Source organism: Niameybacter massiliensis, from assembly GCF_001282685.1.
GTDB classification, from domain to species: domain Bacteria; phylum Bacillota; class Clostridia; order Lachnospirales; family Cellulosilyticaceae; genus Holtiella; species Holtiella tumoricola.
Map to the genome: position 1 here is coordinate 393661 of NZ_LN875034.1, position 19944 is coordinate 413604.

General features: G+C 35.8%; 15 protein-coding genes. 13 read left to right on the plus strand and 2 right to left on the minus strand.

The window, feature by feature from the left end:
• The first annotated feature begins 71 nt into the window (after positions 1 to 71).
• The 13 genes from BN2390_RS04260 to BN2390_RS04320 all read left to right on the plus strand — a co-directional run bounded on the left by BN2390_RS04260 (position 72) and on the right by BN2390_RS04320 (position 18154).
• Positions 72 to 1640: an extracellular solute-binding protein gene (locus BN2390_RS04260; RefSeq protein ID WP_198524849.1), complete on the plus strand. Its 1569-nt coding sequence runs from the start codon at positions 72 to 74 to the stop codon at positions 1638 to 1640.
• 82 nt (positions 1641 to 1722) lie between these two features.
• A complete protein-coding gene (locus BN2390_RS04265; protein ID WP_053983112.1) occupies positions 1723 to 2571 on the plus strand; it encodes a YitT family protein in 849 nt (282 codons plus the stop codon).
• Between the two features lie 135 nt (positions 2572 to 2706).
• Positions 2707 to 3726 (plus strand): glycoside hydrolase family 18 protein, encoded by a 1020-nt coding sequence (locus BN2390_RS04270; RefSeq protein WP_053983113.1) that lies wholly within the window; start codon positions 2707 to 2709, stop codon positions 3724 to 3726.
• A 30-nt stretch (positions 3727 to 3756) separates the two neighbouring features.
• Positions 3757 to 5175 (plus strand): leucyl aminopeptidase, encoded by a 1419-nt coding sequence (locus BN2390_RS04275; protein ID WP_053983114.1) that lies wholly within the window; start codon positions 3757 to 3759, stop codon positions 5173 to 5175.
• A 14-nt stretch (positions 5176 to 5189) separates the two neighbouring features.
• Positions 5190 to 6476 carry an alpha-L-fucosidase gene (locus BN2390_RS04280; protein WP_053983115.1) on the plus strand — a complete coding sequence of 429 codons (1287 nt, stop codon included), beginning with the start codon at positions 5190 to 5192 and terminating at the stop codon, positions 6474 to 6476.
• 588 nt (positions 6477 to 7064) lie between these two features.
• Entirely contained in the window at positions 7065 to 8096 is a 1032-nt protein-coding gene (locus BN2390_RS04285) for a carbohydrate-binding family 9-like protein (protein ID WP_053983116.1), read from the plus strand.
• A 10-nt stretch (positions 8097 to 8106) separates the two neighbouring features.
• Entirely contained in the window at positions 8107 to 10659 is a 2553-nt protein-coding gene (locus BN2390_RS04290; protein ID WP_053983117.1) for a transglutaminase domain-containing protein, read from the plus strand.
• Between the two features lie 93 nt (positions 10660 to 10752).
• Positions 10753 to 11769, plus strand: a complete 1017-nt coding sequence (locus BN2390_RS04295; protein WP_053983118.1) for a LacI family DNA-binding transcriptional regulator — start codon at positions 10753 to 10755, stop codon at positions 11767 to 11769.
• 28 nt (positions 11770 to 11797) lie between these two features.
• Entirely contained in the window at positions 11798 to 12787 is a 990-nt protein-coding gene (locus tag BN2390_RS04300) for a glycoside hydrolase family 130 protein (protein WP_053983119.1), read from the plus strand.
• A gap of 21 nt (positions 12788 to 12808) precedes the next feature.
• The gene (locus BN2390_RS04305) at positions 12809 to 15931 is read left to right on the plus strand and encodes an alpha-mannosidase (RefSeq protein ID WP_053983120.1); all 3123 of its coding nucleotides are present in this window, start codon (positions 12809 to 12811) and stop codon (positions 15929 to 15931) included.
• A 128-nt stretch (positions 15932 to 16059) separates the two neighbouring features.
• Entirely contained in the window at positions 16060 to 16428 is a 369-nt protein-coding gene (locus BN2390_RS04310) for a hypothetical protein (protein ID WP_053983121.1), read from the plus strand.
• 153 nt (positions 16429 to 16581) lie between these two features.
• On the plus strand, positions 16582 to 17025 hold the full coding sequence (locus tag BN2390_RS04315) for a hypothetical protein (protein ID WP_154668766.1): 444 nt from the start codon (positions 16582 to 16584) through the stop codon (positions 17023 to 17025).
• A gap of 337 nt (positions 17026 to 17362) precedes the next feature.
• On the plus strand, positions 17363 to 18154 hold the full coding sequence (locus BN2390_RS04320) for a helix-turn-helix domain-containing protein (protein WP_053983123.1): 792 nt from the start codon (positions 17363 to 17365) through the stop codon (positions 18152 to 18154).
• 745 nt (positions 18155 to 18899) lie between these two features.
• On the opposite strand, the gene BN2390_RS04325 is transcribed toward BN2390_RS04320, so the two are convergent.
• Together BN2390_RS04325 and BN2390_RS04330 are read right to left on the minus strand one after the other, a co-directional pair.
• A complete protein-coding gene (locus BN2390_RS04325) occupies positions 18900 to 19346 on the minus strand; it encodes a GNAT family N-acetyltransferase (RefSeq protein ID WP_198524850.1) in 447 nt (148 codons plus the stop codon).
• Positions 19347 to 19494: 148 nt separating this feature from the next.
• A complete protein-coding gene (locus BN2390_RS04330) occupies positions 19495 to 19836 on the minus strand; it encodes a hypothetical protein (protein ID WP_053983124.1) in 342 nt (113 codons plus the stop codon).
• Positions 19837 to 19944 lie beyond the last annotated feature (108 nt).

Consider the following 19944-nt stretch of genomic DNA (forward strand, 5'->3'; position numbering starts at 1 on the left):
TCCTTTAACAAAATACAATGTTAGTTTTAAACTTAGCTAGAATATTTAAGCAGAGAAAAGAGGTAGTTAGTATGACAAAATTTAAAAGAGTACTTACTTTAGCTACAGCTACTGCAATCGCAGTAACAAGCTTCGTAGGATGTTCATCAAATAAAACAGCAGCTGGTAATGATACAGCAGCAGCTGACATCAACATTAACCTTACAGGTTATCCATTAGTAGACCAACCAATTACACTTGCAGCGTTTGCTTTCGGTGAGCCAGGTGGTGGAGATTGGGAAGATTACCCAGTATTTAAAGCTTTAGAAGAAAAAACAGGTATTACTGTTGATTTCCAAACAGTAAGTGGTGATGGTGCTGAAGAAAAGTTAAACCTTACATTAGCATCAAATAACTTACCAGATGTATTCTTCTCAGGTCTTAGCGATACTATGATTAACAAGTATGCTAAAATGGGCCTTTTCATGCCTCTTGAAGATTTAATTGCAGAATATGCACCAAACATTCAAGCTTTACTTGAAGAAAGACCAGAAGTAAGACAAGCGATTACAATGCCAGATGGTCACATCTACGCTATTCCTTCAATCAATGGAAACTTAGATGGTAATGTACCAACTAAATTATTTATCAACAAAACTTGGTTAGATAAACTTGGTTTAGAAGTACCAAAAACAACAGAAGAATTCCAAGCTGTACTTGCAGCATTCGTTTCACAAGATCCAAACGGAAATGGTAAAGCGGACGAAATTGGTTTATCATACGAACCAACACCACCATACAATATCTGGAATGGTGATACAGGTTTAAGTGGTGCTTTCGGTGTAACAGATAGTGGTTCAAACTTAATGCTTAAAGATGGCGAACTTCTTTTCGTACCAACATCAGATGGCTACAAAGATTACATCAAATGGACAAGAGATTTATATGTAAACAAATTAATTGATGCAGAGATCTTTACACAAGACCATAACCAATATATGGCGAAAAGAAACTCTGATTACCTTGGTGCTTACTTAACACATGGTCCAGCTGAAGGAACAGATGTAGAGTGGATCTGTATTGAACCACTTGAAGGACCAAATGGTGATAAATTATGGTCAAACTTTGAACATGGTATTGATAAAAACCGTGCAATCATCTCAGCTACAAACAAATACCCAGAAGCAACTATGAGACTTATTGACTCATTCTTCGAAGTAGAAAACTCACTTAACTTAAGATACGGTAAATCTCTTGAAACAAGAGATGGCGGTAAATACGAAGTTATTTCATTAGAACCAGGTGTACAATCAGAAGCTCCAGGTGCATACGTACCAACTCTTGAAACACCAGAAAGAATTAACGAATTCTTAGTTCAAACAGAAAGCCAATTAGCTCAACAAGAAAGATATGCTATGTACGAACCATTCTTAGCAGATGCTCTTCCACTCTTCAACTTAACTCCAGAAGAATCAAAAGAACTTTCAGCTATGGCAACAGACATCAGAAACTTTGCTGCTGAGAAAAAAGCTAAATGGACAACAAACCAAGCAGATATCGATGCTGAATGGAATAGCTACGTTGATACACTTAACAAAATGGGCTTAGAGAGATACATGGAAATCTACAGAACAGCTTATGAAAGAAGTTTAAATCAATAATTATAAATTAATAACTTTACAAAAGAAAAGCTCTCTTCGACTATGAAGGGAGCTTTTCGGCTAAGAAAAGGAAGATATTATGATGGACTCAAAAAAAATGACAAAGTTTTTGTTTTTAAATGTTATAGGATCCATTCTTTATGGGGTAGGAATACATAGTTTTACAGCACCACAACAAATTGCACCTGGGGGCGCAAGTGGTATAGGGATTTTGGTGAATTACGTATCAGGATTTCCAATAGGACTTTTTACTTTCTTGTTCAATATTCCATTGTTAATTTTGGCCTATAGATGTGTAACAAAGAAGTTTTTCTATCATGCTCTTTTTTCAATTACATTGTTTTCTTTTATAACAGACTATGTAGTTGTATTATTCCCTGTTTATGCGGGTGATTCATTGCTTGCATGTATTTTTGGTGGTGCATTTATGGGGGTAGGTCTAGCCCTTGTACATATGGCAGAATCTACAACAGGTGGATTAACAATATTGGGTGTTATTTTACAAAAAAGATATCCTCAATTTGAAGTAGGTAAGTTAATCTTTCTCCTTAACTTTACAGTAGTAGCAGTATCAGCTGTAGTATTTGGAAATATTGAATCAGCACTTTATGGAATTATAGCTATCTATATTTCTAGTATGTGTATGGATGGTATTATTTGTGGGCTTAACAACAACAAATTTGTTGTTATTATTTCAGATCATAATGAAGAAGTTAAAGCCTACATTAGTGATACAACACGTAAGGGATTTACAATTTTAAATGGTGTAGGTGGATACTCTGAAAATGAGAAGCAAGTCATTTTCTGCGCTATTGGAAAAAATGAATATGCGACAGTGAAAAAAATGATTCATACAGTAGACCCTAATGCGTTTGTAATCATTACGGATGCTAGTGAAGTTATAGGAAATGGATTCAAAAGTATGATTTAGATTGTGTTTTATGCACAAAAATTTGTTGAATAAAAGTCATTTAGATGATAAAATACAGATAAAGTAACTTAACAAATATTAAAAGTAAATTAAAGTAAAGTTTTTAGTTAATTATACCAAAAGGAGTTCAGCGAGATGACACACAAACTTATTGGTTATGTTGGTACAAGAGATCTAGCTAATGTTACAGAAGCAGATGCAAAAAATCTTGATATTATCAACATTGCATTCGGTCACGTAATTGATGGCGACGTAGTATGGAAAAACGAAACAGCTAAAGAAGACTTAGCAAGAATTAAAGCAATTAACCCAGAGATTAAATTTGTTTTATCTGTTGGTGGATGGGGTGCAGGTGGTTTCTCAGAAGCAGCTTACACAGAAGAAGGAAGAAAAAGATTCTCAAAAACAGGTGTTGATATCGTATTAGAGTACGGCTTAGACGGTTTAGACCTTGACTGGGAATATCCAAGTTATACAGTTGCTGGCATTGGCGGTTGTACCCTCGATAAACAAAACTTCACATTATTACTTAAACAAATTCGTGAAGATTTAAATGAAGTTAACAAAGATTACTTATTAACAATCGCAGCAGGTGGCGGCGCTTACTACTTAAAAGGTGTAGAAATGGATAAAGCAGCAGAGTACTTAGACTATGTTCAGCTTATGACATATGACCTTCGTGGTGGATTCCAAACACTTACAGGTCACCACACTAACCTTTATGCACCACACTTAGATTTATTTGCAGCAAGTACAGAAGAAGCTGTTCGTGACTTTATGGCAGCTGGTGTACCAGCAGAAAAACTTGTTATTGGTATTGCATTCTACAGCAGAATGTGGAAAGGTGTACCAAACGTAGATAATGGATACCTTCAAATGGCTGAAACAGTTGGAACATATGGTCCAAGCTACCATGAGCTTGTAGCAGATTACATCAACAAAAATGGCTTCACAAGACATTGGGATGATGTATGTAAAGCACCATACTTATTCAATGGTGATACATTCATTAGCTACGATGATGAAGAATCTATTTCACACAAAATCAAGTTTATGAACGAAAAAGGTTTACTTGGAGCAATGTACTGGGAGTACGGTACAGATGAAACACGTACTTTAACAGGACATATGAGACAAGAAATCGAAAAATTATAAGATTATAGACACATAAGAGAAGGTGAGTTTATGAATATTACAATCAATGGGGCAAAAGTTACTAATGTAGCAGTTGAGATGTTCTACGAAGACTTCTTGCCAGAAAACCTAAAGTATTTAAAAGGCATGTTTGAAGCAAAAGCGAAAGAACTTTATGTACTTGTTACAAATGGAGAAACTGTAGAATATAAACTTCTTGTAGGTCTTGGAAAAGAAAAAGATTTAACACAAGAAGTTGTAAGAAATGCAGTGGCAAAAGTAGCAAGAAAAGTAAAAGAACTTAACTTAGAAGGTGCAAGCATTAAAGTTTGTAAGTCTTCTGTATTAAGTGAAATGAGTATCATCGAAGCGATGACAGATGCTATAGAATTAGGTCTATATGCTTTTGATAAGTATAAAACAGACAAAAAAGAAGATAAGAACTTAGCGTTTTCCTTTGAAGAAGTAACTGATGTAGAAGCAGCTAACAGATGTGTAGAAGAAAGAAAGCACATTGCAGCAGGGATCAACACAGCACGTGATATCATAAATGAACCTTCTAATGTATTATATCCAGAAACACTTGCTGAGATTGTACAAAACTGTGGTAAGCAGTATGGATTTGAAGTAGAAGTACTAGAAGGTACAGAGCTTGAAACATTAGGTATGCATGCTATGCTTACTGTAGGGAACGGCTCGGTACATAAACCACGTCTTATCGTAATGCGTCATAAAAATGGTGGAGACATGGAAACATTAGGTTTAGTAGGTAAAGGGCTTACTTGTGATACAGGTGGCTACTCTTTAAAATCAAGTGATTCTATGTACTACCAAAAAACAGATATGAGTGGTGCAGCAAGTGTTCTTGGTACTATGATTGCACTTAGTCAAAATGATGTTAAGAAAAATGTTATTGGGGTTATTCCAGCTTGTGAAAACGTTGTTTCAGGTTGCAGCTACAAAGTAGGTGACGTATTGACAACAATGGCAGGTAAAACTGTACAAGTATTAAATACAGATGCTGAAGGTCGCTTAGCCTTAGCGGATGCGTTAACATATATTATACAACAAGAAAAAGTAAGTAAGGTGATTGATTTAGCTACATTAACAGGTGTTGCAGGGGTTACTTTTGGTAATGTCTATACAGCAGCTATCTCAAATCATGATGATTTCTATAATACATTCTTAGATGCAGCGAAAGTAGCAGAAGAAAAATTCTGGAGACTTCCAACAGATGCACGTTATAGAGAATGGATTAACAGTGATGTGGCAGATATTAAAAATACAGGGGCTGCAGGTGGTGGTACAATTACAGCAGCTATGTTCTTACAAGAATTTGTTGAAGAACTTCCTTGGATTCACCTTGATATTGCAGCAACTGCTTGCGTTGATCCAGCTGTACGCGACTATGAATATAGAGGCGGTACAGGTGTAGCAATTAGAACACTATATGAACTTATAACAAAGTAGCGGAGGGGTTTATTATGCAACAATGGTTTACAGAGGCCAAACTTGGTATTTTCATTCACTATGGAATTTATGCAGTAAATGGTATTGCAGAGTCATGGTCATTCTACAATGGTAGAATTTCTCATGAAGACTATATGAAACAATTAGATGGATTCACAGCGGCTAATTTCGATGCAGAGTACTGGGCTGATTTAATTCAAAAATCAGGTGCAAAATATGCAGTACTTACAACAAAACATCATGATGGTGTAGCACTATTTGATACAAAATACAGCGATTTAAACGTTGTAAAGAAAACACCAGCAAAAAGAGATATCGTAAAAGAGTTTTACGAAGCAATCGAAAAACGTGGTATCAGAAAAGGTGTATACTACTCACTTATTGACTGGTCACACCCAGATTATGCAAGTGTATATGAAGGCGGCAGAGTGCCAGAAGATTTAAGTACAGTGAACAAATTCTCTAACCCAACAGATGGTGTTCAAGATTTAGAGAAATGGAACAGATTCTTAGAGTTCAACAACAACCAATTAGGTGAACTTCTTACTAACTATGGTAAAGTAGACCTTCTTTGGTTTGATGGTGACTGGGAAAGAAGTGCAGACCAATGGGGTCTTCCTAAATTCAAAGAATACCTTCAAAGCTTTAATGAAGATATTATCATCAACTCTCGTTTAGCAGGACATGGTGATTACAAAACTCCAGAACAAGGTATTCCAATTACTCGTCCAGAAGGCGCTTGGGAATTCTGTACAACAATTAACTCATCTTGGGGTTACCAACATAAAGATAATGATTACAAATCATTAAAACAAATTCTTAGAATGTTTGTTGACTGTATCAGCATGGGCGGTAACATGCTTCTAGATATCGGACCAATGGAAGATGGAACAATTCCACAACAACAAGTGGATACACTTCTTGGTCTTGGTAAATGGATCGGTGAACATGAAGAAGCAATCTTCGGAACAGAAGACGGTATTATGCAACGTTACTGGGCTGGTGGTAGCACACTTTCAAAAGATAAGAAAACACTTTACTTATTTGTACATGATACACCACAAGAAAGCTTATGCTTAAAAGGTTTATCAACACCAATTAAACGTATTAGTGTCCTTCACTCAGGCAAAGAATTAACACACGTTGTACACGGTGGTGTGCCTTGGTTCAACATTCCAGGTACAACATGGATTAACATTACTCCAGAAGATGCACATGAACATATCACAGTAGTTAAAGTAGAACTTGAAGACGAAATCGATATGTACGGTGGATCTGGAGCTGTAGTAACTCATAACTAAGAATGTTTAGGGGGGCAAGTGGTGTAGCTTTCTCTTACAACTTCTGTTCGAGAACGTTAAGAATGTGTAAATTTGATACAAGTAGAAACGCTCAAAACTCGCTTTGCTCAAACATTTCGCTAAGAGCTCTATTTGCATCTTCACTAACACATTCTAAACAACCTCTCAAGGAAGTTTTCAGAGAAACCTTCCACGCCCAGCCCTAGCTAAACATTCAGGGTGGGGCGGCCCGGAGGGGCCTTTCAAAGGAAACTTCCAGCGTAAAGGCACACATCTTCTTTTTAAACAACGAGAGAAATCTTCCACGCCCAGCCTTATCTAAACATTTAGGGGTGGGACGGCCCGGCCCGATTTATGATGAAAGTTTTGTAGAAGTTACCCTTGTGGGAAGGGGAGCTTCTATGAAAAAAAATATTTATGAGTTAACTGCGAGAAAACAGGGAAAATAATTTAGGGATTAAAAGAGTGGGAAGAATAACGGATGAGGCAATTGCATTTGGGAAGGTGTAATTGTGAAATGAATTAATTTGTGATATAAAATTTTATTGATGTGCAATATAAATTTATATGGAATATGAGGAGAAGGAAATGAGCGTAAACTTTAGAGTTCCAAAAACTAATATTGAATTTAATCCTCCAGTGTATATGTGTAAGAAAGCAACAAAACCTTTTACACTAGATGGAAACATTGATAAACCTTTCTGGGAAGATATTCCGTTTACAGATTATTTTGTAGACATTGAAGGTGATGTTAGACCAGAGCCACGTTTTAAAACACGTGCAAAAATGACTTGGGATAATGAAAACCTTTACTTTGGGGCAGTGCTTGAAGGGCCAGAAATCTGGGCGACACTTACAGAGCGTGACTGTGTTATTTTCCAAGATAATGACTTTGAAATCTTCGTAGATTCAAACTCAGATACACATGCTTACTTTGAATTCGAAATGAATGCATTAAACACTGTATGGGATTTAATGTTAACAAAACCTTACCGTGATGGTGGTAAACCAATCAATGCATTTGACATTCAAGGACTTCAAACTGCAGTTCACATTGATGGAGAACTTAACAATCCAAAAGCAGACAACAAACGTTGGATGGTAGAGGTTGTTATGCCATTTGCAGTATTACGTCAAGGTCAAGATGATTACAACCGTAATCCTAAAGCAGGTGAATACTACAGAGTTAACTTCTCTCGTGTACACTGGAGAGTAGATGAAACAGAAGCTGGTTTCACAAAACAAATTAATCCTGAAACAGGTAGAAGCTATCCAGAAGATAACTGGGTATGGGCACCAACAGGTCTTATTAATATTCACTACCCAGAGCTTTGGGGCTTTGTATTCTTTGCTGAAGGGGATGAAACATACGAAATCCCAGCAGATGAATATACAAAATGGGAACTTAGAAGACTTTACTACAAACAACACGAACATTATGACTTACATGGTCATTTTACAACGGACTTTGAAGCACTTAAAGGTGATTGGAATTTCACAATTACACCAGAAATCGAAGTTACAAAAAACGCTTTTGAAATGCGTGCGTTATCAACAGATGGTAAGAAAGAAATTACAATCTTCTCTGATAGCCGTACAATGATTCAAGAAGTGAAATAAGGAGGTAGCTATGTTAGTATCCTTAGAACACCAAAAAGCTATAGAAGCGCGCTTTGAAGAAGTACGTGAAATTGCTAAAGGTAGAAGCGAAGCACTCTTTAGCGTGCTCGATACTTGTACAGAAGAAGAAGCAATTTGCTTAAAATATTTATATGCTTACATGCCAGAGCATGACCTTGCAAACTATGATGGAGCTTTATTCCTTCAATTTGTAAAACAAGCTTTAGCAGTAAGAAAAATGGTACCTTGGGGTGACAAGCTTACAGGAGAACTTTTCCTTAACTATGTTCTTCAATACCGTATCAATAACGAAAATATTGAGTTTTATAAAGATGCCTTTGCAGATGAACTTTTACCACGTGTAAAAGACCTTAATATGCATGACGCAGTCATTGAAACAAACTACTGGTGTTTTGAAAAGGCAACTTACCAATCAACAGATATTCGTACAGCATCTCCATTTACAGTATTACGCAACACATACGGTAGATGTGGTGAAGAGTCTACACTTTGTACAGCAGCACTTCGTTCAGTAGGGATTCCTGCAAGACAAGTGTATGCTCCAAGATGGGCTCACTGTGATGATAACCATGCATGGACAGAAGCTTGGATTGATGGTGAGTGGCACTTCTTAGGTGCATGTGAACCAGAAATGCAATTAGATACAGGTTGGTTCTTACTTCCTGCATCTAAAGGGATGCTTATCCATACAAGAGCATTCTCTACATTCCCAGGTGACGAACCATGTGTTTACCAAACAGAAAGAATTGCAGAAGTGAATGTACTTGATCACTATGCAGAAGTGAAAACAATCACAGTTAAAGTAACAGATGCTAAAGGCAATCCTTTAACAGATGCTAAAGTACGTTTTGAACTGATTAACTACTCAGAACTTTATCCATTAGCGGACCTTAAGACAAATGCACAAGGTGAAGTAAGCTTTATTACAGGTCTTGGTGATCTCATGATCTGTGCTTACAAAGACGGTGCACATGCTTACGCTAAGATGGATGTAAGAACAATGGATACATTAGAAATCGCTGTGCCAGATACATTTGTAGTAGAAGGCGATCAAGCAGATTTAACAATGATTCCAGCAGAAGGCAAAGTGCCAACTGAAACAGAACTTCCGGAAGAAGTTAAAGCAATGCATGAACAAAAACATGCACGTGCTTTAGAAATTCGCGGTGGTTTCAAAGCTACTTTCTATGCAGGTGAAAAAGCAGCAGAGTTTGCAAGTCACTATACACCATTTGAAAAAGAAGTAGCAGAAATTATAGAAAAAGCTTTAGGTAACTATCAAGAAATCATTAACTTCTTCCAAGATTCAGAAACTAAAGGGTTATTGGAAGAAAAAGTAAGTTTACTTGGTACACTTAACAAGAAAGATTTTACAGATATTACATGTGAAATCCTCAAAGCACACCTTCAAGCTGCAGTAGAGTATAAAGAAGATTTTGATAATGTAACTTTTGTAAACTATATTCTTGCACCAAGAATTGCATCTGAGATGATTGAAAGTTATAGACCGGAACTTTTAGCTCGTTTAGATGAAACACAAAAAGTAGCATTTAGACAAAATCCAGAAGCGGCTTACAATTATGTGATGGCAAATGTCAAACATGGTGAAGAAACAAACTACTCATTAGTTTATACACGTCCAGTAGGATTACTTGACCTTGGTATTGGTAACGATGCATCACGCAAAGTTCTTTTCGTAGCAATTTGTAGAACACTTGGTGTTCCAGCAAAATACGTAAGAGAAAATAATACAGTAGCTTATTACAAAGAAGGTAGATGGATCAACTTAACAGGCGAAGTAGCAGCCGAAGTACAAACAGGCACACTTAAACTTGTTAAAGGTGATGTAGATCAAGCTTTCGATTACTATAGAAACTTCACTATTGCTAAACTTACAGATGGTGTTTATACAACACTTGAATTAGATAATGTAAGTATAGAAGGTGAAAGTGTTAAATTAAGTCTAGAATGTGGACATTATCGTATCTTAACTACTAATAGACAAGCAGATGGTACACTTCATGCACGTATGTATTATACAGACGTGACATTAGGGGAAGAAGTGTCACTTACAATTGAAGTCCGTCACGAAGAAGATACGAAAAAAGTAGTAGAGATAAGCGATGAAGAGGTTATGACATTAGAAGGCGAAACAAGAAGAGTCTCAGAACTTGTAGCAGATAATGTACCAGCAATCGTTGCTTATTTAGAAGTAAGTGGAGAGCCTACAGAGCATTTATTAAATGAAATGCTTGAAGGTGTAGAGAAATATAGACAGGCTATGCCTCATATTCTATTTATCTTAAAAGATGCAAAAGACATCAATGATCCAACACTTCAAAAAGTACTTAAAGTACTTCCTCACATTGAACTTTATGTGAAAAAAGATGAAGTTGTATTAGATGCTTTATACGAAGCATTTGAAATTCATGATAAAAAATACCCATTAGCATACGATATGAATGCGCCAATGAAGGCACAATATGCTTGGGCAGGCTACAATGTAGGTATTGGGGAATTGTTACTTAAATATTTAGGTTAAAAAATTAGAAAAAATACCTAACAAATGCTTGACTAAGTAGGGTTGAGAATTAGATAATAGAAGAGAGACTCGTGTTAAGTGGGGGTAATACTGATGAGAAGAAAAAAAGAAGTTACAATGCAATATATTGCTGATCAACTTCAGATTAGCAAAGTTACAGTTTCAAAAGCCTTGAAGGATCAAGACGGAGTAAGTGATGAATTAAGACAAAAGATTAAAGATGTGGCACGTGAACTGGGATATAAACTTCCAGGTTCAGACCAAGCTACAATAACAGCTAAAAACATTGTCATTATGGTACAAGAAAAATATGTAGATGCCAAAGAGTATACTACATTTTATCTTAGATTCTATCAAAAGTTAGCATCTAGCTTAACTCAAAGAGGATTTATGTGTAACCTATTTCCTCTAGGTGATAACACACCGAGTGCACTAGAGTTAAACAAATGGTTTAATGACAGTAATGTGGGAGGCGTTATTGTTCTTGGGGATGTTAAGAAAAAACATATTGAGATTATTAAAGATTTACAGATTTCAATGCTCTTTTTAGATTGCTACAATGCAGATGTGAGTGTAGATTGTATTGTTACAGATAACTACTATAGTACATTTGAAATTACAAACTACTTAAAGAAATGCGGACATTCACGCATAGGCTTTGTAGGTAATGTTAATGCAACAAGTAGTATTCAAGATCGCTTTTTAGGGTATTGCAGATCTCTTATGGGATCAGGATTACCTATTAAGTTTGAAAGTATTATCCCAGATAGAGATGATTCGAATGAAGAAATTGAATTTGTTCTACCACGAGAAATGCCAACAGCATTTGTATGTAACTGTGATGATACAGCGTATAAATTTGTAAAGCACCTTAACGAACATGGTTATAGAGTGCCTGAAGATGTATCTGTTGTAGGATTTGATAATGACATTTATGCAGAAATCTCATATCCTAAACTCACTACAGTAGCAGTAAATGTTGAAGTAATGACAGAAAAAGCAACTAATCTTATTATAGACAAAATACAAAATGGTGAACGAGACAAATTAAGTCGTATCTTCGTAACAGGTGATACCGTTTACCGTGACTCAGTGAGCAATATCAATTAACATATAAACATTATGAAGGAGAAAGATCATGACTAAAATTATTGGACAAGCATTACCAAATATTCCATGGCAAGATAAACCAGAAGGTTGTACAGATGTTGTTTGGAGATACTCAAACAACCCTGTTATTAAAAGAAATGCAATTCCATCATCAAACAGTATCTTCAACAGTGCAGTAGTACCATTCGAAGGTAAATTTGCTGGTGTATTCAGATGTGATAGCAAATCAAGAAGCATGGATATCTTTGCTGGTTTCAGTGAAGATGGTATCAACTGGAACATCAACCACGAACCAATTACATTCGAAGGTGATGATGCAGAAATCCTTAACAGAGAATACCGTTATGACCCACGTGTATGCTTCATCGAAGATAGATACTACATCACATGGTGTAATGGATACCACGGACCAACAATCGGTGTTGCTTATACATTCGACTTCAAAACATTCCACCAATTAGAAAATGCTTTCTTACCATACAACAGAAATGGTGTTATGTTCCCAAGAAAAATCAATGGTCTTTACGGTATGGTAAGTAGACCATCAGATACAGGACATACTCCATTCGGAGATATCTTCTACAGCCAAACACCAGATATGGAATTCTGGGGCAAACATAGACATGTAATGTCAACAGTAAAAGGTGACGATTCTGCATGGCAATCAACAAAAATCGGTGCAGGCCCAATCCCTATCGAAACTTCAGAAGGTTGGTTAATGATCTACCACGGTGTTCTTAACAGCTGTAATGGTTTCGTATACAGCTTTGGTGCTGCTATCCTTGATATTGATCAACCATGGATCGTTAAATACAGAACTAAACCATACCTTCTTTCACCACAAGAGTTATACGAATGTGTTGGTGACGTTCCAAACGTAGCATTCCCATGTGCAGCTCTTACAGATGCTGAAACAGGAAGAATCGCAATTTACTACGGATGTGCAGATACTGTAACAGGTCTTGCATTCGCACAAGTTGACGAATTAGTAGAATACATCAAAAATAACTCACTATAAGACTAACAGGGGGAAGAAATAATGTTTCTTACAGACAGAAAACTAGAAGCAAGACTATATGAACTCGCAGGTTATCGTTACAGAGACATTATTCCATTTGAATCCTTACTGTCAAAAGAGGATACCTCAGGTATCACTAATCCAGAAGTCCCAACAAGCTTTGCTTGTTGGGATTTAATGGCAGTTGGAGAAAGATGGAGTGGTCGTGATTTATACTTATGGCTACACAAAACAATCAGTGTTCCAAAGGAATGGGAAGGCAAGAAAGTATTAGGTATTTTTGACTTTGGTGAAACTGGTGCAGGAAGTAACTCAGGATTTGAGTCACTTTTATATATGGATGGGAAACCATACCAAGGTGTAGACTCTAACCATAAAGAAGCATTCTTACCAGAAGGTGTTGCTGGTACAGATGTAGACTTTACATTTAGATTATGGTCAGGCTTAGAAGGTGGAGGTACACCAAGACCTCAAGAACATCGTATTAATCGTGCAGACCTTGCATGGTTAGATGAAAAAGTAGATGACCTTTTCTATATGACAAGAGTTATTTTAGAAACACTTAAAGAACTTAATGAATTTGATCCAATGATTCCTCACTTAAGATCTGCTCTCGACCGTGCTTATAAGTTAATTGATTGGTCATATCCAGGAAGTGAAGAATTCTATGCATCTGTACATGCAGCCGATGATTTATTAAATGAGCTTATTGATGGAATGGATAAAAACAGTCTTGTAAAAGTTAAATGTATCGGACATACACATATTGACGTTGCATGGCTTTGGAGACTTAAAAATACTAAAGAGAAATGTGCACGTTCATTCTCAACAGTACTTAGACTTATGGAACAATATCCAGAGTATACATTCCTTCAAACACAACCACAGCTTTATGAATACATCAAAGAAGATTACCCAGAGATGTTTGAAAAGATTAAAGCAAAAGTACAAGAAGGCAAATGGGAAGCAGATGGCGGTATGTGGGTAGAAGCAGACTGTAACTTAACATCTGGTGAATCTCTCACTCGTCAAATCTTAGTAGGTGGTAAATTCTTCAGAGAAGAATTAGGTCAAGAAATCAAATACTTATGGCTTCCAGACGTATTTGGATACTCTTGGGCACTTCCTCAAATTCTCAAAAAATCTGGTATTCCAATGTTCATGACAACTAAAATCAGTTGGAACCAGTACAACCGTATGCCACATGATACATTCAAATGGCGTGGTATTGATGGTAGTGAAGTACTTACTCACTTCATCACAGCTCCAGAACCTTGGAGTCAAAAAGGTTCATGGTTCTACACATACAACGGTCACTTAACTCCAAAAATCGTAAAAGGTGTATACGATGCATACCGCAACAAAGAGCTTACAGATGAAATGCTTATTTCATATGGTTATGGCGATGGCGGTGGTGGTGTTAACCGTGATATGTTAGAACTTCGTAGACGTATCGATAAAATGCCTGGTTTACCAACACTTGAAACAGGTAAAGCTAGCGATTACTTCGAAGGTTTACAAGAAAAAGTAGCAAATACTGATGAATACGTTCATACATGGGATGGTGAGCTTTACTTAGAATACCACCGTGGTACTTACACAAGCCAAGCTTACAACAAAAAAATGAACAGATTCTTAGAAAACTACTATCGTAAAGTAGAATGGTTAACAGTACTTGAAGCACTTGAAAAAGGCAATATTGCTGATGCGGCTCAAGATACATTAACAGAAGGATGGAAAATTATCTTAACACACCAATTCCATGATATTATTCCAGGTTCTTCAATTCGTGAAGTATACGAAGATAGCCATGTAAATTACGAAAAAGCAGAAAACATTGCTAAAGAAGTAGAAACAAAAGCACTTAACCACATCGTAGCAAAAGAAGCTAAGAAATGGACTATCGTTAACAGCACAAACTGGGAACGTAGTGATGAAGCTTTCATTGCACACGAAGGTGAAGGTCACTTTGTAGATGCTGAGGGTAATGTACTTACATCTCAAAAAACACACAACGGTTCTGTGGTTTATGTGGATAAAGTACCTGCTTTAGGTTGGAAAACAATCACACTTGTGGAAAAAGAAGCAGCAAATGCAAACGTAGAAGCATTTAGCTTTAATGATAAATGTGTAGAAACACCATTCTATACAGTAGTAATGAATGAAGCAGGTCACATTACATCTTTAGTAGATAAAGAAGTAAATCGTGAAGTGCTTGCTGCTGGCGCACGTGCTAACGTGATCCAAATGTTTGAAGATAAACCACTTGCTCACGAAGCGTGGGATGTAGATATCTTCTACCAAGAAAAGATGCGTGAAGTAACAGATCTTACACGTATGGAAGTAACAGAAGTAGGTCCACTTCAAATGGTTATCCGTCTTGAATGGAAATACATGAACACAACAATCAAACAAGATATGATCTTCTACAAAGAAGACAAACGTATCGACTTTAAAACATGGGTAGACTTTAGAGAACGTAAACAACTTATGAAAGTTGCATTCCCTGTAGATATCCGTGCAACATACGCAACTTACGATGTACAATACGGTAACGTACAACGTCCAACACACTGGAATACAAGCTGGGATTGGGCAAGATTCGAAACAGTTGCACATAAATGGGTTGACTTATCAGAACGTAACTACGGTGTCAGCTTAATGAATGACTGTAAATACGGCCATGACATTAAAGACAATGTAATTAGACTTACACTTCTTAAGTCAGCAACACATCCAGATACTGAACAAGATCAAGGTGAACACGAATTCACATACTCACTTCTTCCACATGCAAATAGCTGGGTAGATGCAGATACAGAAAAACGTGCTTACTTCTTAAACAATCCACTTCAAGTTGTTGAAGGTGCTGCTAAGACAGATAGCTATAGCTTCTTAAATGTAGACAACAACTTCATCGAAGTCGATGCAATCAAACGTTCAGAAGATGGTAAACACTTAGTAGTACGTGCACATGAATACACAGGTGGTAAACAACGTGCAACATTCACACTAGGTATGCCAGTTAAGTCATGGCAAGAATCAGACTTAATGGAACGTCCAGAGGGTGAACTTCATACAAATGAAGCCATCACACTTGAATTCGGACCATATGAAGTTAAGACTGTACTAATTGAATTATAGGATTTTATAAAGAAGGGCTCACCAAGCGGTGAGCTCTTTTAATGTTAAAAGAAGGTATTTACAGTATATTTTAAATAGATTATACTATTTTTAATGCTAAAGACTAAGGTTTTAGGGGGAAATGAGAGATGGATGAGAAGGAATATATCAAACAATTAGAAGAGAGAATCACTGCTTTAGAGGAGAAGCTTAATAATATTGGGGTTGGAGTTAATGGGAATATTACTATGACCCAATGTTCTATTCATAATCTAGATACGAGACACGAGTGTGATATAAAGTTAGGGAATTGTTCAATTGGTGATATCCAAATAGGAAGAAATTGCGACATAAATGTAAAAGAGTGCTCAATCGGAACAGCCATTAACTGTGATGTTGATGAAGCAGAAGATCGTATTGAAGAGTTAGAAGAGCGCTTAGAGGAATTGGAAGAGAATATGGACGAGCTAGTATCTAAAATGGAAGAAGTAGAAGAAGAGCTTGATGAAGTAGAGTAATTAGACATGCTAGGTATTAATACAATGAACTATATCACAAGTAAGTACATGCCTTAAACAAATGCTTTTAAATGAACTATAGAATTTTAAAAACGCATAAAGAAGGTGTGTATGAAGAATAATAAAGGGGAAAAAGCACAAAGGAGATTTTTAATGAAGTATATAGTAATTTCCCCAAAAAATAAATGTATGTGTTATGAGTATGCAGAGCAAGTTGCAGAGTATTGTATGGAAAAAGACAATGATTACTTAGATCGTTACTGTAAGGATCAGCAGTTAGAATATCAAAATATGACGCCTGTTGAGATTGGTTATGCCTATACAACAATAGGAGCAGAGCATGCAGGTTGTAGAGTATATGAAACAAAAGAAGTTATAAAAGCAATGGCAGAGGAAGCTGTAGAAACAGAACTTATTTTAGAAGCCAAAACATTTTTTGATGATCATAGACGTATGCATGAAGTAGATTGTCCAGGCTACTTAGAAGATATACTTGTAGGTGTCACACCTATACCTTTAAGTAGCCTTTCAGGTAATGTATATAGCTGTGAAAATATAGATGGTGCAAGTAAGGAAAGAACCAATCCAGGAGTATAATAGAAGATAAATCATAGGTTGATAAAAAGGACTACCATTTGGTGAGTCCTTTTTATATTGAAGTCTATTAGTATTTTAATATGGAGTTATCAAGGCTGAAACAATTAATGAAAGAGGATTAAAGATCTAGAAAAAACGGTATAAGTAAGATTTGAATTGCTCCTAGAATAAGGTTATATTATATTTATAGATGTTATTAAAAGTCTAATAACATAAGGAATTACAAGGGGTTGACAGAGTGCAACCTCAAGTTGACAAAGTGCATGGGTCAGATGATAGAGAATGCTATGTTGGCTTGCTAGAATATAGAGGACAAAAATAAATAGGAGGTCAACATATGACATTTGGTGAAAAGTTATTTAAGTTAAGGAAAGAAAAAGGGTTATCTCAAGAAGCTTTAGCAGAGCAGCTGAATACATCAAGACAAGCTGTTAGTAAGTGGGAAAATAATCAGGGATTTCCTGAAACAGAAAAATTATTAATGATAGGAAATATCTTTGAAGTATCTATTGATTATTTACTTAAGCATACTACAGAAGCAACGTATCAAGAGGAGAAAGGGTATTATGTTAGTCAAGAAATGGCGGAAGGTTATTTAGCTCATGAACATAAGCAGGCTAAATATATTTCAGCAGGGATTGGTCTATTGATTTTATCAACAATACCTTATTTAATTTTTAAGGAATCACCTACAATCTATATTTTATTTACAATTATTATTGCAACGTTAGGAATTGGTACGATTGTCACAGGTGGTATGATGGAGGATACAAAGTATAAAGTACTTAAAAATGAGCAGTTAATCTTTGATCAACATTATCTTAAAGTATTACAAGAAGGATATAATAACTTACGTAAGAAATACATGATGCTTGCTATAGTAGGTACATGTTTGCTTGTGGCAGGAGGGTTACCGTTCTTGTTGAGCAAAAAACAACTTGTAGAGGCAACGATTATATCAAATTATTATCCAGGTTGTGTATTCTTTATTGCTGTGGGAGCTTATATATTAGTTCGCATTATTTCAGTACAAGAAGCTTATGAAATATTAATAAGGAATGAAGAGTATACCAATCGATTAGGTTTTAAATTACTTAGAAGAGTGCGTAAAAAAGTGGATGAACTTTAAAAGCACAACAAGCCACTCTAAATCTACCTTCCCTCTGAAAAAACATAGGTAGATTTAGAGTGGCTTGTGTATTGTGGCAAAGTATGAAGACTCCATATAAGGAATGCACATTCTTAAGGTATGGAATTTAATGTAGTAGGATGCGTTGACTAGGCTTAATTAGGTGCGCCTGTGTTGGGGTTCCGTAGGTGAAAGAGCTTATGAGAAGTTATCACTGTCGGTTGCCAAGTCGGCTGGCCGCATTAAGGAGCTTCGTAGCAGACTACATGATTAAAGTTGATAGCCTATTGAATGTGACTGAAAGGAATATGTAGACTTCTTATAGTAACTTATCTAGGAGATTGCCACCATCTTTTAGATAAGTGCCTAAAAATAAATGCATCCATACCAGCAGAGGGAGACTAGAACTTCACAATCTATTTTTAGTGGTATAGAAGGAAAGTGGCCTAGGATAACTTTCTTTCTATACTTTTATATTAGAAAGCTTGTAATTGAAATGATGTGTAAGTTGAGTGTTTATTGATACTATAGTTATACAGGAAACGTGCCCCTCTGTATAGAGTTAAAAATTCATAAAATTTAAAATAATTAAGAGGGCAAAATAAACTTCTCTTTGGTGATTTTTTTCCTAGAAATCATGAAAGTGAATTTCCAAGGGAGAGGGTATAAAATAGAGGGGATTGTACAAAATGTATAGTTGAAAAATATTGGGCTAGCAATATGCACAAAGGGCAATCTAAGCCCCTTATTTTGCAAGAATAACTAAATCCTCTAAAGCTTGGAATCCATTTTTTTCATAGAATGTCTTTGATGGATAGCTTCTTTCAGTATTTAAGATTATACCATTCATTCCTTGTAATTTAATATCAACTTCGATTAGTTTTAAAAATTTACTGCCTATTCCCTGCCCTTGTAATTTTGTTGCTATACAAAATTCATCTATATAATACTCCATTCCATTTATCCAAGGTTTCATCATCCCTATACTTAGTGCTATAACTTGGGTATCTATTATTCCAATATATCCAATGAAATAGTTATTTTTTAAATGATTTTCAAAAAAAGTAGTGACTTGTTCTCGTGATTCATAGACATCATTCCATGGTTCTTGAGAAAAAGTCTGAATGAATAAATCTACACATTGATCCAGTCGATCTTCTTCTAATCGAATAAGCTCTAATTGTTCTATCATATTTGCACCTCATCAAATTTTATATAAAATATCTATTTTATTTTTATTATACATAGAAAAGCTAGAGCGGACGAGTATTCTATAAATTTTTTCACTAAGGTGAAACAATAAGAATAGCTCGAAGGCTCTAGCTTCTTTTGTGTATATTTTATTGTAGATTAAGCTTGTGATAGGTATACATCCCACGTACCATTGCTATAGCCATTAGAATAAGTGCTATGATGCCAGTGATAATAGAAAGAGTGGATGCAAGTGTAATGAAATAATGCTTAAGTGTTACAAGCCAAAGTATAAAAGGCATAATAAGCAAGCTAACCATATGAATAGATGTGGTTTTGCGTAGGTAAAAAGTATAACCTACGGTACTTACAGCTAAACAGCCTAGTGCAAGCAGTGTATATAAAGGTGTTTGTGTTTGGTAGAAGAAGTACCCTAAAAGAGGTAAAAAAGCAAGTCCTATACCAAGTGTATAATCTGTAGTGTTGTTCATGTTGATTCCCCCTAGAAAAAAACTTAAACTTCAGTTAATGTATATACATTATACAATAAAATCAAATAAAATAAAGTATTTTTATTAAAAGTGTAAAAATGGGTGTGA

Bases quoted from the DNA above. Each gene is read 5' to 3' on its own strand.
- BN2390_RS04320 (WP_053983123.1), top strand. From the start codon at position 17,363: ATGACATTTGGTGAAAAGTTATTTAAGTTAAGGAAAGAAAAAGGGTTA.
- BN2390_RS04300 (WP_053983119.1), top strand. From the start codon at position 11,798: ATGACTAAAATTATTGGACAAGCATTACCAAATATTCCATGGCAAGAT.
- BN2390_RS04290 (WP_053983117.1), top strand. From the start codon at position 8,107: ATGTTAGTATCCTTAGAACACCAAAAAGCTATAGAAGCGCGCTTTGAA.
- BN2390_RS04330 (WP_053983124.1), bottom strand. From the start codon at position 19,836: ATGAACAACACTACAGATTATACACTTGGTATAGGACTTGCTTTTTTA.
- BN2390_RS04295 (WP_053983118.1), top strand. From the start codon at position 10,753: ATGAGAAGAAAAAAAGAAGTTACAATGCAATATATTGCTGATCAACTT.
- BN2390_RS04270 (WP_053983113.1), top strand. From the start codon at position 2,707: ATGACACACAAACTTATTGGTTATGTTGGTACAAGAGATCTAGCTAAT.
- BN2390_RS04260 (WP_198524849.1), top strand. From the start codon at position 72: ATGACAAAATTTAAAAGAGTACTTACTTTAGCTACAGCTACTGCAATC.
- BN2390_RS04275 (WP_053983114.1), top strand. From the start codon at position 3,757: ATGAATATTACAATCAATGGGGCAAAAGTTACTAATGTAGCAGTTGAG.
- BN2390_RS04265 (WP_053983112.1), top strand. From the start codon at position 1,723: ATGGACTCAAAAAAAATGACAAAGTTTTTGTTTTTAAATGTTATAGGA.
- BN2390_RS04310 (WP_053983121.1), top strand. From the start codon at position 16,060: ATGGATGAGAAGGAATATATCAAACAATTAGAAGAGAGAATCACTGCT.
- BN2390_RS04280 (WP_053983115.1), top strand. From the start codon at position 5,190: ATGCAACAATGGTTTACAGAGGCCAAACTTGGTATTTTCATTCACTAT.
- BN2390_RS04315 (WP_154668766.1), top strand. From the start codon at position 16,582: ATGAAGTATATAGTAATTTCCCCAAAAAATAAATGTATGTGTTATGAG.
- BN2390_RS04325 (WP_198524850.1), bottom strand. From the start codon at position 19,346: ATGATAGAACAATTAGAGCTTATTCGATTAGAAGAAGATCGACTGGAT.
- BN2390_RS04305 (WP_053983120.1), top strand. From the start codon at position 12,809: ATGTTTCTTACAGACAGAAAACTAGAAGCAAGACTATATGAACTCGCA.
- BN2390_RS04285 (WP_053983116.1), top strand. From the start codon at position 7,065: ATGAGCGTAAACTTTAGAGTTCCAAAAACTAATATTGAATTTAATCCT.